This window comes from Saccharopolyspora spinosa NRRL 18395 (assembly GCF_000194155.1).
In the GTDB taxonomy this organism is placed as follows: Bacteria; Actinomycetota; Actinomycetes; order Mycobacteriales; family Pseudonocardiaceae; genus Saccharopolyspora; species Saccharopolyspora spinosa.
The window spans coordinates 121,851-135,295 of sequence record NZ_GL877882.1; the positions used below are offsets into that span (position 1 = coordinate 121,851).

The window sequence follows — 13,445 nt, forward strand, 5'->3', positions numbered from 1 at the left end:
GGACTCCACTATGGACATCGCAACTGCCCCGCCCCGAAAGACCGTGGAGACCGCGATCGCCCAGATCTCCGAGGGAAGACCAGTGGTCGTCGTCGACGACCAGAATCGGGAGAACGAGGGGGACCTCATCTTCGCCGCAGAGCTCGCCAGCCCAGAGCTCATGGCGTTCCTGGTCCGGCATAGCTCGGGGTTCGTGTGCGTCGCGCTGCCGCAACCGGACTGCGACCGGCTCGTGCTGCCGCCGATGCACCACACCAATTCCGATAGGTTCGGCACTGCGTATCGGGTCACGGTCGACGCCGCGTCCGGGATCGGCACCGGCATCTCCGCTCGTGACCGCGCACGCACCGCCCGGCTGCTCAGCGATCCGGGCGCTCGGCCCGCAGACTTCACCCGCCCCGGCCACGTCGTCCCGCTCGCCGCCCGCCCCGGCGGCGTGCTCGAACGCCAGGGCCACACCGAGGCCGCCGTCGACCTGACCCGCCTGGCCGGGCTCCGGCCAGCCGGCGTGCTGTGCGAGATCGTCAGCACCCGCGAACCGCACCGGATGGCCCGCCGCGACGAGCTCGCCGAGTTCTGCGCCAAGCACGAGCTCGTCATGGTCGGCATCACCGAGCTCGCCGCCTATCGGCAGCTGGTCGAGCGCCGGATCGAGCGGGTGACGTCGATCCGGCTGCCCACCGAGGCCGGGCCCGTTCACACCGTGGGCTACCGGTCCACCATCGACGACACCGAACACCTCGCCCTAGTCACGGGTCGCCTCTCCGGAGAGCACGACGTCCCAGTACACATCCACGTGGAGTGCCTGTTCGGTGACGTTTTCGGTTCCTCGCGGTGCGGCTGCGCCCGCCGCCTCGACGCCGCGATGCGCGAGATCACCGCGCGCGGGCAAGGCGTTGTGATCTACCTACGGCCCGGCGGCCCGAGCACCCTCCAAACCCTCCAGGTACGCGACACCTGCCACGTCCACTCCCGCTGCGACGAGGTCCTGGAACTCGCTGACCTCCGCGGTCTCGCCGTGCAGATCCTCCGTGATCTGGACGTGCGCGGAATCAGGCACCTGCACAACCCGCCGTCGGTGCGCGCGGCCTTCGACGAGCTCACCCCGGACGCGGGCGGGCACGCCGCGCCGCCTGGCGAAGTCGCATAGCACCACTGGACACGACCTGTCGCGGGCCGAATGAAGAAGGAGACGCCCCAGTGAAGTTCCACCTCATGCAGACAGGCGTGATCGGCCGCCGACACGAGCTTGAGCAGGGCATGGCCGGCCAGCGCCCGGATCTCTACCAGCGCTATCTGGAAGAGGTGAAGGGCTACGTCCAGCTCGCCGACGAGCTCGGCTACGCCAGCTACTGCTCACCCGAGCACCACCTGCAAATCGAGGGCTTCGAGATCACCAACCACCCCGGCATGTGGGGTCTTTTCGTTGGCACGCACGCGAAACGGATGAGCGCCGGAATCCTCGGCTACGTCCTACCCACGCACAACCCGGTCCGGGTCGCCGAGGAGATCGCCACCCTCGACCATATGCTGCAAGGGCGGCTCATCGTCGGCTTCACCCGCGGCTACCACGCGCGCTGGGTCGACGCCTACGCCGCGGTCCGCGGAGTCGGCGCCACGAACGTCACGCACGCAAAGGCAAAAAACGAGCAGGACGCGATCAACCGGGAGATCTTCGAGGAGTCCGTCCAGGTCGTCAAGAAGGCCTGGGAAAACTCGATGTTCTCTCACAAAGGAAAGTACTGGGAGTTCCCGCCAGAGGGCGGCTCGGCTGGACACCCGGGTTACGCCGAGTTCGGTCAGGGACAGGACGAGAACGGCATCGTCCGGGAAATCGGCATCGCGCCCAGGCCCTTCCAGAACCCGCATCCCAAGATCTACGGCGCCTTCGCCTACAGCATGCGCACGGTCGACATGTGGGCGCGGGAAGGCGGCAAGCAGGTCGTGTTCGCCACTGACCTCGACTTTTGTGAGGCGCTGTGGAACCGCTACGCCGAAACCGCGAAGAAGGCCGGCCGTGACGTGCTCCGCGAGGAGATCGGTGCGTGGGGCGGGTTCCTAATCCTCACCGACGACAAGGAACAGGCCGCGCAGCTCGAGGCCGAACACCGCTGGTTCTGGGACAAGTGGTTCATCCCGCACGGCCAGCAGTTCCCCAACGTGCTCATCGGCACCGCCGACGATATCTCCCGGCAGATCGAGCAAGCCCACGACCGGCTGGGCTTCAATGAGTGCTTCCTCATGTTCGGCCAGGGACACCTCGAACCTGGCCGCAACAACGAGGAACTGGTCCGGTTCGCCGAAGAAGTCGCGCCCCGCTTCGCCACTAAAGACAGCGACGGAACGCTTGTCTGATCGTCGCTGATCATCATGAGAGGACAACGATGCCGAGCACCGAAGCGAGCAAGGAAACCGTCGCGCAATTCCTCAAGATCTTCTCGTCCGGGGATGTCGGGAAGATCCTCGACGTCCTCAGCGACGACGTCACGTGGTGGGTATCGGGCCGCCTTGACGGCATGTCGGGGTCGTACGACAAGACCGGGTTCGCTCAACTGATCAGTGGCGTGGCCGACGTCTATGTCGATCCACTGAAGATCACGCCGATCTCGATGGTCGCCGAAGGCGACAAGGTCGCCGTCGAGGCCGACTCCTACGCCCAGCTCAAGGACGGCCGGGTCTACAACCCGCGCTGCCACTTCCTCTTCCAAGTCACCCCGGACGGGCGCATCGCCCTAGTTCACGAGTACCTCGACACCCAGCACGCAAAGGACATTTTCTTCGCGGGGTAGCGAACCGGCCCCTGCCGCTGGTTCACCGCACGCCGTTTGCAGCAAGGCAACTGAACAACGAAGTCCAGCCGAGCCAGGAGAGAGCAAACATGGATTCCGGACTCATCCACATCCCGTACATGCGTCCCGAGCGGACCAGCCGCCAGACCTTCGAGTGGGCACTGGAGAATGCACGTCAGGCCGACCAGGCCGGGTTCACCGAATTCATGGTGGCCGAACACGCGACCCAGAAATGGGAGTGCATCCCGACCCCGGAACTGGTCATCGCCGCAGCGGCCACCCAGACCGAGCGGATCAAGTTCGCGCCGATGGCACATCTGCTGCCGCACCACCACCCTGCCGATCTCGCGATCCAGGTCGGATGGCTGTCGCAGATCCTCGAGGGCCGCTACTTCCTCGGAGTCGGCGCGGGCGCGTACCCGCAGGCGTCCTACCTGCACGGCATCACCGACCTCTCAACGAACCCCGCACGGGTACGCGAGTCGCTGGAGATCATGGAAAAGATCTGGAAGCGGGAGCCCTTCTTCTATGAGGGCCAGTTCTGGAACGCCGGCTACCCGGAGGAGGTGAACGACGGACTCGGCCACGACGACCACAAGCTCGCCGACTACAGCCCCTGGGGTGGCAAGCTGGACATCGCCGTCACCGGACTGTCGGTGAACTCGCCGTCGATCAGGTTCGCGGGCGAGCGCGGCTTCATGCCGGTCTCGATCTACTCCGGTTCGTCGATCCTCAAGACACACTGGGAGACCTACGAGAAAGCCGCCCTGGCGCACGGTCACACCCCGGACCGGTCGAAGTACCACGTCTCGCAGACGGTGTTCGTCGCCGAAACGGACAAGGATGCGAAGAAGCTGGCCATGCAGGGCGGCATCGGCTACGCGTTCGAACGCTACCTGTGGCCGATCTGGGAGCGGTTCGGGATGCTGGAGGGCTACATCAAGGACGTCGGCGCGGAACCGTCGGACGTCGACCTGGAATGGATCTGCGACAACGTCTGGGTCGTCGGTTCGCCCGAGACCGTGATCGACAAGCTGAACCGGCTCTACGAGTTCACCGGCGGCTGGGGCACCCTGCAGGTCGAATCGCACGACTACATGGACGACCCGTCGCCGTGGTTCCAGTCGCTGCGGCTGATCGCGCAGGAGGTCGCACCGAAGATCCAACTGCCGTTCAGCTCGCCCGCCAGCCACTGAGCCCGAGCCGACGTCCTAGGGCAAGGAGTGATTCGTGAGCAAGATCCTTGAGGGACAGGTCGCGTTCGTGACCGGCGCCGCCCGCGGGCAGGGCCGCAGTCATGCGGTGCGACTCGCGCAGGAGGGTGCGGACGTCATCGCGGTCGACATCTGTGCCCAGATCTCGTCGGTGGAAATCCCGATGGCGACGAAGGAAGATCTGGATGAGACCGTGCGGCTCGTCGAGGCGGAAGGCCGGCGGATCGCAGCAAGCGTGGCCGACGTGCGTGACGGCGTTGCGCTGACCGAGGCAGTGCGTGCGGGTGTCGCAAAACTCGGTCGCCTGGACATCGTCTGCGCCAACGCCGGCATCTACGCGCTGACGCTGGATGAGCCCACGGATGTCGCGGAGAGGCGACGCTTCTGGCAGGACACGATCGACGTCAACCTCACCGGCGTCTGGAACACGGTGGAGGCCGCGGCACCGATCATGATCGAGGCTGGACGCGGCGGTGCGATCATCCTCACCGCTTCGACGGCGGCGTCGAAATCGGCGGCCAACCACAGCCTCGCGATGGACGCCTACACCGCCGCCAAGCACGGAGTGGTCGGGCTGATGCGGAACCTCGCGGTGGACCTTGCCTCGCACTCGATCCGGGTCAATACGGTGCATCCGACCGGAGTGCACACTCCGATGGTCGAGAACGAGGTGGTGGGGCGCTACATGGCGGTGAACCCGGGCTTCGCGAAGCTCGTACAGAACTCGCTCCCGGTCGACGCCGTGGATCCGGTGGACATCAGCAACGCGATCGTCTACCTGGCCTCGGACGCGGCACGCTACGTAACCGGCGTCCAGCTCCCGGTCGACGCCGGATTCCTTGTCAAATAGCCACTCGAGGAGCCAGCCGCAATAACCAAGCCTCCAGACGACCGCTGCGGGCCGGCGGACCCCGGCCTCCACCACACCGGTTCGCCCCACACGTCACCAACACCGATCCGTGCTCCGGGCCAGCGACGCGGGCAACGCGCCACCGCGAAGTCGGGTCCACACGGCCCGACCGTTCCAGGTTGCCTTCCGGTTCCCATCCCGTCCACCGACAGCCCGATTCCCGGCAGCAGCCGTCACCACATCGATGAGTTCAAAGGAGAACCACTGATCATGAAGAGCGGAATCTTCCACGTCCCGTACATGCGCCCGGAGCGCACCCCCCGCGAGGTGTTCGACTACTCGATCCTGATCGCCCGCGAAGCCGATCAAGCGGGCTTCTCCGACTTCATGATCGGCGAGCACGCCACTCAGGCCTGGGAAAGCGTGCCGAACCCGGAGCTCGTCATCGCTGCCTGCGCCCGGGAGACCGAACGCATCCGTTTCGCGCCTATGGCCCACCTACTCGGCCTGCACCAGCCCGGTTCTCTCGCGATCCAGGTCGGCTGGCTGTCTAAGGTCCTCGAAGGCCGTTACTTCCTCGGGGTAGGCCCCGGCGCCTACCCCCGAGACGCGATCCTGCGCGGACAACCGGCCGACCTGTCCGAGGCCCGTCCTCGCCGCGACGAGGCCTTGCAGATCATGAAGAAGGTCTGGGACCGCAAGCCCTTCCACTACGAGGGCAAATTCTTCAGCGGAGGCTTCCCTGCGGAGGAATCCGAGTCCGCTGAGGGCGCCGAGTTCCACATGATGCCGGACTTCTCGCCGTGGAAGAGCCCGGAGGACCTCGAGATCGCGATGACCGCCCTGTCGCACAACTCCTCGTCGATGCGCTATGCCGGCGAACAGGGCTTCTCCCCGATCTCGTTCTTCGGTGGCCTGGAGGTCGCACGCTCGCACTGGAACATGTACGTGGAGGGCGCCACTTCCAAGGGCCTCCCAACCGACCGCAACCGTTTCCGGATCTGCCGGGACATCGTGGTGGCCGACACCGACAAGGAGGCCAAGAAGATCGCGATCAACGGCGGCCTCGGGCACTGCTGGCGGCAGTACCTGATTCCTGTCTACAAGCAGTTCAACATCCTCAACGGCTATGTGGACGACTCAGGTACCGGCATCGACCCGGCCGACGTCGACATGGACTTCATCGCCGAGCACATCTGGATCTGCGGGTCCCCGGAGACGGTGATCGCCAAGATCGAGAAGATGCAGGATGACATCGGCGGCTTCGGCCAGATCGTCATGAACACCCACGACTACCTCGAAGACCCCAAACCCTGGATCGAGTCAATGCACCGTATCGCCACGGAGGTCGTGCCCAAGGTCCGCCCGGCCGTCCCCACCGCCTGACCGCGGCGGGGGAGGAGTGCGTGTTCTGCCCCGGCACATCTGGGGCAGAACACCACCCGGTTCGGCCTGGACAGCCGCCCACCGACCCTCCCCGGAGGCCCATGACACCTATGAAAGGAGTGGACGCGCCAATGATGACTTAGTTTCGGGATAGTCACGGTAGGCGCAGAAGGGAAGCCTCTATGGGCCAGCGTAGTTTGGTGAACAACGGATGGGCTCCGGCGGCCACATCCGAGGTGGTGACCACGACCGAGGACGGCGGCATGACTGTCGCGTTCACCTTTGATGACGGCCCCGATCCGACCTACACGCCACAAATGCTCGACCTGCTCGCCAGATATGGGATCCGGGCGACATTTTGCTTGATCGGCGAGCAGGCGCAGGCCTACCCGGATCTGGTCCGCCGGATCGACGCCGAGGGTCACGAGCTGGGCGACCACACGATGACCCACCGCGATCTGACCACCCTCAGCCAGGAGGCAGGCTACGCCGAAGTCATGGACACCTACTCGCTCATCGTCAACACGACGGGCCGGGACATCTCGTACTTCCGGGCACCATATGGCCACTGGACGGAGTACACGAACACGGTCGCGGCCGTCCAGGGGGGCATGCAACCAATCGGCTGGGCCGTGGATACGAATGACTGGCAGAGCCCAGGCGTTCAGGCGATCGTGGACGCCGTGCGCAACGATCCTGCGACGCAAGGCGGCATCGTGCTGATGCATGATGGCGGAGGGGATCGCAGCCAGACCGTCGAGGCGGTGAACCAGCTCATTCCGTATCTGCTCGATCAGGGCTATACATTCGATTTCCCGCTCTACAAGTGACAAGCCCGGCGGAGCGCGTCGGCGAGCACCCGCGACAGCTCTCGCAGGCGACAATGCGCCGTTCCGAGTGACGGTCCGTGACCCTGTGTCGTCCTCTCGGTGGCATCGTCGACGCAACCAGTGGGACCGGGTCGACACGGCGTGCAGCTTGGCCAACCGGGAGCCGGCGATCTTCGGGTCGTCACCCAGCTCGGCTTCGTAGCTGAAGCAATCATCGGTGGCCACTCCGCGACGACGCACTTGGCCGCCGCCAGCAGGCGCTCGAGGTCGTCTGGCCCGGTGCACGAGCATGATCAGCCGCCCGAAGCCGCACGTGGCGAGAAGGGCTCTGCGTTTCCGGGCAGTGCTGGCGGGCCCCGAGCGTGCTCGAGAGCGTCAGGGCTGCGTCGGTTGATCTGGACGTGTTTCCTGTTGGCATGGTTCGTATCGTTCCACCGACTCGGCACTGCCTCTGGAATCGAGGCTCCGCCGCGTCGCACTCACGGCCGCTATACCGTTCAACACCTCTTCGAGTGGCACCGGGTAGGGCGTTGATCGGTTGCGCACCGCCGTCGCGAAGGCCTCCAGTTCGGCTCGTTCGGGATCGCTTCCGGTGAAGTGGAAGGATTCGAGGTTCTCTCCGCGACGGGACACCGTGACGGTTGCCTGATCGGTCATCCGCGCCCAACCGTCGGTGCCGAACACCTGCAGTCCCCAGTTCGACGCCGTTGCGGTGAGCGTGCTCAGGTACCCGGTCTGGCCGCCCTCGAAGTCCAGGCAAATGTCGGTCGTGTCATCGAGGTCGATCTCCAGGTGCTGTCGCCGAGATCGGGCCGTCAGGTTCGTCACCTGGCCGAGAAGACCGATCATGCAGTCCAGCGTGTGCACGCCCATCAAGGTCAAGCCCCCAGCCGGGGTCTGCGTCCGATCGGCATGCCACGCGTCGTCGGTGTAGCTCATCCCGAATGGGCCGGAGAAGTTTCCCTCGATGTGCAGGAGGTGACCGAGGGCTCCGGACTCGATCTGTTCCCTGATCTTCAGGTAAGCGGGGAGGAAGCGGCGGTTGAAGCCTACCGCTAGTACTCGGTCCGACCTCCTGCATACGTCCGCGACGGCCTTCGCTGAGTCGAGGTCCAAGGCGAGCGGCTTCTCGACGAAGACGTCGCGGCTGGCGGCTGCCGCCGCGCAGACCTGGTTGGGGTGCTCGCTGTGCGGGGACGCAATAACGACTGCGTCGACCGCCGCTGTGCTGATCAGTTCTTCGAACGACGAGTCGACGAGTCGGATGTCCTGGCTGTCGGCGAACGGTCGGGCCTTGTCCGGGCTGCGGGTGAAGCCCGCGACGACTCTGATCAGCTCGCCGCGCGGGACGCCGGCCTCCTGGACCGAGTTGACGAGGCGTTGGCCCCAACGGCCGAGACCTACGATCCCAACTTGCAGCATGTCGGTATGTCCCATCCGGGTTCTAGTTCGCGGCGCCGCCGTCGATGATCACGGTTGATCCGGTCATGTAGCTGGACTCGTCGGATCCGAGGAACACCGCGAGTGCAGCGATGTCGGAGGGCGTTCCCATCCTGCCGACGGGTTGCCGAGTTGCGAAATCGGCCAGCGCCTTGGCTGGGTCCTCCATCGACTCGATCCTGGCTCGCATCGAGGGCGTGTCGACGGTCGACGGGCATATCGCATTGCATCGGATGCCGCGGCTCGCGTAGTCCGCTGCCACCGACTTGGTCAGGCCGATGACCGCCGCCTTGGAGGTCGAGTACGCGAGTCGTTGCGGAAAGCCGCGGACCGAGGACTGCACCGACGACATGTTGATGATGCTTCCAGCGCCGGTTCGCAGCATTTCCGGCAGGAACTGCCTGATCAGGCTGAACATCGAACTGACATTGATGCGGAAGGCGGCTTCGAGGTCGTCTCCGGTGCAGTTCAAGATGTCGCCGACGTGAACGACTCCGACGCCGTTGAAGAGGATGTCCGCATGTCCGACCTGGCTGGCGAGATCACCGGCCTCCGCAGGATTCGAGACGTCCACCACCGCAGTGTCGTAGCCCGCTCGGGTGGAGAGATCGGTGAGTGCGGCTGCATCGCGGTCGATGGCCCAGACGCGCGCGCCCTCGTCCGCGAACATTTCTGCGGTGGCACGTCCGATTCCCTGCCCCGCGCCGGTGACGACGGCGGTCTTGCCGGCGAGTCTGGTTCCCATGAGCGCTCCTTCCACCGGGCCGGTGGGCCGTCAGTCTTGGACGCGGCTGTTGTACGTCTCGGTGAGGTAGATCGTGCAGAACGTCGTCACCACCGCAGAGAGGATCACGTAATAGGCAGGCACGCCCGGGTCGCCGGTGCTGGTGATCAGGGCGGTCACGATGAGCGGGCCGCCGCCGCCGAAGATCGCGAGTCCGATGTTGTAGCCGATCGAGTAGGACGTGGTCCGCACCGACGTGGGGAAGAGCTCCATGAGTGCGGTGTGGATGACGCCGGTGTGGCCGGCGAAGATCACGGCCAGCACGACGATGCCTAGAACCGCGAGTGCGAAGCTCCCCTGGCCCATCACGAGGTAGGCGGGGTAAGCCACGACGGTCATGATGATTCCCGAGCTGATCAGGACCGGTCGCCGTCCGAACTTGTCCGAGAGCCGAGCCGCGACGGGGATCGCCGCGATCAGCGCCATTAGTCCGATCGATGTGATCGTGAAGCTCGCCGACGAACCGAACTTTAGCTGTTTGGACAGGTAGGTGGGCAGGTAGTTGAACAGCACGTAGTAGCCGACGCTGTTCAGCAGGGGGAGCGCAGCGGCCATGAGGAGGCGTCGCCGGTTGTCGCCACTGCGGAACGCGTCCTTGACTGGGTGCGTGGCGAGCTCGTCGGTCTGGCGGAGTTGTTCGAATGCGGGGGGTTCGGAGACCTTTCGCCGGATCCAGACCCCGACCAAACCCAGTGGCAGGGCGACCAGGAACGGAATGCGCCAACCCCAGCTGTGCAGGGCATCCTCGCTGAGCGTTCCGGTCAGGACGACCCCGAGCAGCGTGCCGACCAGGAGAGCCCCGAAGCTGGCTGCCTGGACGAAGGAGATGCAGAAGGCGCGCTTACCGGTGGGGGCGTGTTCGCCGACGAGCGTCACGGCAGCAGCGACCTCGCCGCCCGCGGAGAATCCCTGTGCGAGGCGGAAGAGAAGTAGCAGTACCGGGGCCGCGAGTCCAAGTACTTCGTATCCCGGAACGACACCGATGAGGGTCGTGGAGATGGTGATGATGGTGAGGGACAGCAGGAGAGCCGAACGTCTGCCGACGCGGTCTCCGATCATCCCGAGGATCACGCCGCCGAGCGGACGGAACAGGAAGGTTACTGCGAAGATGCCATAGGTCAGCAGCAGCCCGGTGCCTCCGCCGCTCTTCGGGAAGAAGACGGTGGAAATCACCGGCGCGAATGATCCGTAGATGCCGTACTCGTAGAACTCGATGAACATTCCGGCGCTGCCAGCTACCGCTGTCTGCCGAACGTTAGGTGCGGTGGTCGTCCTAGTTGTTGTTGTCATCGGTACAGCTCCTCTGCGAGGAGTAGGGGTGTCGTCGAAGAAGTCGCTACCGGGCTGTCGGCACAATTCGACGCTAATGGGGGGCGTTGTCTGGCAGTTGTAGCTCAGACGTGCGAGGAAAGAGCGAAACGATCCGGTGTCTCGGTGACGCCAAGTGCGATGTCGCTGATCAATTCACCTAGGGCTGGGGCGAATTTTGCGCCCTGCCCGGAGCATGGCGATGCAATGGTTATAAGGCCGCGGCGGTCCAGTACGAATTCCTCGTTGCGGGTGCGCGTGTAGAGGCAGGTGTCCTCCCGAAGAGGGGATGGTTGAAGGCCTGGCATCCACTCCTCTACGAAGGAACGCACGAGGTGCCGCGTTCGGGTGTCGGGAATGCCTGAGCGAGACGACGGTGTCGTCGTCGGTCCTGGATCGTGCCGGCCGATCTTGACTGCCGGTCGTGGACCTCCGTCCGCGCCGGAAGGCAGGCCGAAGAACTGTGCGTTGTGTTTGCACACCAGTACCGGCCATGCTCCGGTGGTGTCGGTTCGCCCGAAGTGGAAGACGTTTTGTTCAGTCACCGTCAGGGCCGGCGGTCGGGTCTCCGGGAGTGCCTGGGGCAGGAGGTCGGGCAGCCAGGGGCCGGCGGCGAGCACGACGTGCCGGGCGGTGTAGGTACCGTTGGAGGTAGCAAGGACAACATGTTTTTCTCGGTGCTCGATCCTTTCGACCGTGGTGCCGATCTTGATTTCGGCGCCATCTTTCTCCGCGACGGCGAGCGCGGCTCGGATGGTGGCTTCCGGATCAAGGTAGCCCGCGTCGGCGTGGAACAGCACCTCCGTTGGGAATCGCATTCCGGGAAACCGCTCTGCTGCTTCGTCGGCGTTGAGTAACTCGCAGTCGACTCCGTTCGCCGTCACCGCTTCGTATAGCTCGCGTGGTCGGCGATCGTGTCCGTAGTCCAGGCAGCCCGTGAGCGTCAGTAGGGGGATACCTGATTCGTCCTCCAGTCGCCGCCAAAGGGGAAGGGCCTGGGCGGCCATTTCTGCGTACAGCCTGACGGGGTGTGCGCAGCGGAAGATTCGCGATGTCCCGTGCGAGCTGCCTTCGCTGTGCCCCAGGGGACGGGCTTCGAGTAGCAAGACCGATCGGCCGCGCTCGGCCAGCGACCGGACCGTGAGGCTCCCGGTGAGCCCAGCACCGATTACCGCGACGTCATGAACCATGATCGCGCTCCAGAGTCCGGACGGGGATCACGGCGGTGACCTCGATTTCTCCGTTCGGAAGGTCGGATTGCACGATGGCGCGGGCCGGCGGCGTGTCGGTCGGCCCGATCACGTCTTGGTAGACCGCGTCGAACTCCGTCGCCTGAGACCGGGGATCGCGCAGGTAAACGGTGACGAATGCGGCATCGGCCAGCCGGGTGCCCGCGGCATCGGCTATGCCATTGAGGTTGGCCAGGGTGAGACGCGCCTGGGTCCGGAAGGGCTCGTCGGTGCATCGGCGCCCATCGGGCAGGCGTGGGGTCTGCCCCGAGATGTAGAGGGTGCCGTCAGCGAGTACGGCCTGGCTGTAGGTGCCGGCCGGGGGCGGAGCGTCGGCACTCGTGATCGCCAAGCGCGGGACGGGACGAATCGTGGTCATGCCGCACCGTTCCGGTGCAGGTCGTCCAGCACGTCGACGATGCGTCCGAGAGCCCGGTCCCAGACCTGCTCGTCGCGGGCATAGCAGACGCGGAAGTGCCCGGTTCCGGACGGCCCGAACTGGTAGCCGGGGCTGATGAGCACGTCCGCGCGTGTCGCGATGGCCTCGGAGATGGCGCGATCCGGCAGGTCCAGGGCCGTGACGTCGGGGAACAAATAGGCCGTGCCTTGCTGCGGGGCGAGGCCGACCCAGGACAGCTGACTGAAGTGCTTGATCGTGAGGGCGCGCAGTCCCTGGAGCTGTTGGATCCGGTCCGCGACCCAGTCCACGTCGTCGACGAGCCAGCCTTTGAGGACGTGCTGGGCGTACCCGGGGGCGCGCAGGGCCGTCAACGAGAGCACGTCTTCCGCGGCTTCCCGGATCCGGCGCGGGGCCACCACCACCCCGAGGCGGTAGCCGCTGAGCGATTCGGTCTTCGAGGGACCTAGAAGGGTCACGGTGCGTTCGCGCATTCCTGCCAAGGAAGCGAGGTGGACGAACGAGGTGCCGTCGTAGACGAGGCGTCCGTAAAGCTCGTCGACCAGAACGGTCACGTCGTGCCGCACGGCCAGCTCGGCGATGCCATCGAGGACCTCGCGCGGGTAGACCGCGCCGGTCGGGTTGTTGGGGTGGGAGAAGACGAACAAGCGCACCCCAGCGCGGAAGGCGTCCTCGAGGCGGTCGAGGTCGGGTACCAGCTCGCTGGTTTCTTCGGTGCGGCGCCGCAGCGGCACGTGGGTGACCTGGGCGCCGAGAAAGGTCAGGATGCGCTCGCTGAACAGGTAGTCGGGGTCGACGAGTGCCACCTGCTCACCCTGGTCAACCAGGCCGGCGAGGACGGTGAAGAGCCCGGCCTGGGTGCCCGGGGTGAGCATGATGTTGTCGTCGGGGTCGACGTCGAGACCCAGCCAGCGTGTCAACGGCCCAGCCAGACAGCCACGGACGTCGTCGCTGCCTTGGTAGGTCGTGTATGCCAGAGCGCCGTCCCGAGCGGCGGCAGCAAACCTTTCGGCTGCCCAGTCCGGGGCCGGAAAACGCACCGTGTCGAAGTGCGTGGTGTCGAGCGTCGTCGGGCTCGTGCGAGCCAGGAGGGCCTTGTCAGCCAGACGTGCGGAGCCACCGTCGGCGCGGTTGTCGATTCCAGCGGCTTGAATTCGCCCGCTCGGACCCAACTCGGCATGCGTTCGGTCGTTCACG

The 13,445-nt window shown here is 65.5% G+C and carries 13 protein-coding genes; 7 read left to right on the forward strand and 6 right to left on the reverse strand.

Features of this window, described 5'->3' with window-relative positions:
- Positions 1-10 precede the first annotated feature (10 nt).
- The 7 genes from ribB to SSPN_RS47545 all read left to right on the forward strand — a co-directional run bounded on the left by ribB (position 11) and on the right by SSPN_RS47545 (position 7,069).
- Positions 11-1,150: a 3,4-dihydroxy-2-butanone-4-phosphate synthase gene (ribB, locus tag SSPN_RS47540; RefSeq protein WP_010314675.1), complete on the forward strand. Its 1,140-nt coding sequence runs from the start codon at positions 11-13 to the stop codon at positions 1,148-1,150.
- Between the two features lie 50 nt (positions 1,151-1,200).
- A complete protein-coding gene (locus tag SSPN_RS0136150) occupies positions 1,201-2,355 on the forward strand; it encodes an LLM class flavin-dependent oxidoreductase (RefSeq protein WP_010314677.1) in 1,155 nt (384 codons plus the stop codon).
- 29 nt (positions 2,356-2,384) lie between these two features.
- Positions 2,385-2,789 (forward strand): nuclear transport factor 2 family protein, encoded by a 405-nt coding sequence (locus SSPN_RS0136155; RefSeq protein WP_010314679.1) that lies wholly within the window; start codon positions 2,385-2,387, stop codon positions 2,787-2,789.
- Positions 2,790-2,878: 89 nt separating this feature from the next.
- Positions 2,879-3,985, forward strand: a complete 1,107-nt coding sequence (locus SSPN_RS0136160; protein ID WP_010314682.1) for an LLM class flavin-dependent oxidoreductase — start codon at positions 2,879-2,881, stop codon at positions 3,983-3,985.
- A gap of 34 nt (positions 3,986-4,019) precedes the next feature.
- On the forward strand, positions 4,020-4,853 hold the full coding sequence (locus tag SSPN_RS0136165; RefSeq protein WP_010314683.1) for a mycofactocin-coupled SDR family oxidoreductase: 834 nt from the start codon (positions 4,020-4,022) through the stop codon (positions 4,851-4,853).
- A 270-nt stretch (positions 4,854-5,123) separates the two neighbouring features.
- Entirely contained in the window at positions 5,124-6,239 is a 1,116-nt protein-coding gene (locus SSPN_RS0136170) for an LLM class flavin-dependent oxidoreductase (protein WP_010314685.1), read from the forward strand.
- Between the two features lie 239 nt (positions 6,240-6,478).
- Positions 6,479-7,069 (forward strand): polysaccharide deacetylase family protein, encoded by a 591-nt coding sequence (locus tag SSPN_RS47545; protein ID WP_237710931.1) that lies wholly within the window; start codon positions 6,479-6,481, stop codon positions 7,067-7,069.
- Positions 7,070-7,444: 375 nt separating this feature from the next.
- Here SSPN_RS47545 and SSPN_RS47550 read toward each other — a convergent pair whose 3' ends face one another.
- From SSPN_RS47550 to SSPN_RS0136205, 6 genes are all read right to left on the reverse strand, one after another.
- Positions 7,445-8,491 carry a Gfo/Idh/MocA family protein gene (locus SSPN_RS47550; RefSeq protein WP_010314688.1) on the reverse strand — a complete coding sequence of 349 codons (1,047 nt, stop codon included), beginning with the start codon at positions 8,489-8,491 and terminating at the stop codon, positions 7,445-7,447.
- Between the two features lie 22 nt (positions 8,492-8,513).
- On the reverse strand, positions 8,514-9,254 hold the full coding sequence (locus SSPN_RS0136185; protein WP_010314690.1) for an SDR family oxidoreductase: 741 nt from the start codon (positions 9,252-9,254) through the stop codon (positions 8,514-8,516).
- A gap of 30 nt (positions 9,255-9,284) precedes the next feature.
- Positions 9,285-10,583, reverse strand: a complete 1,299-nt coding sequence (locus SSPN_RS0136190; RefSeq protein WP_029536078.1) for an MFS transporter — start codon at positions 10,581-10,583, stop codon at positions 9,285-9,287.
- Between the two features lie 104 nt (positions 10,584-10,687).
- Complete coding sequence (locus SSPN_RS0136195) at positions 10,688-11,791, reverse strand: FAD-dependent oxidoreductase (protein ID WP_010314695.1); 1,104 nt, start codon at positions 11,789-11,791, stop codon at positions 10,688-10,690.
- Complete coding sequence (locus tag SSPN_RS0136200; RefSeq protein WP_010314698.1) at positions 11,781-12,209, reverse strand: RidA family protein; 429 nt, start codon at positions 12,207-12,209, stop codon at positions 11,781-11,783. Before SSPN_RS0136200 ends, SSPN_RS0136195 begins: the two co-directional genes overlap by 11 nt.
- Entirely contained in the window at positions 12,206-13,444 is a 1,239-nt protein-coding gene (locus SSPN_RS0136205) for an aminotransferase class I/II-fold pyridoxal phosphate-dependent enzyme (RefSeq protein ID WP_010314700.1), read from the reverse strand. Before SSPN_RS0136205 ends, SSPN_RS0136200 begins: the two co-directional genes overlap by 4 nt.
- Position 13,445: the final 1 nt, after the last annotated feature.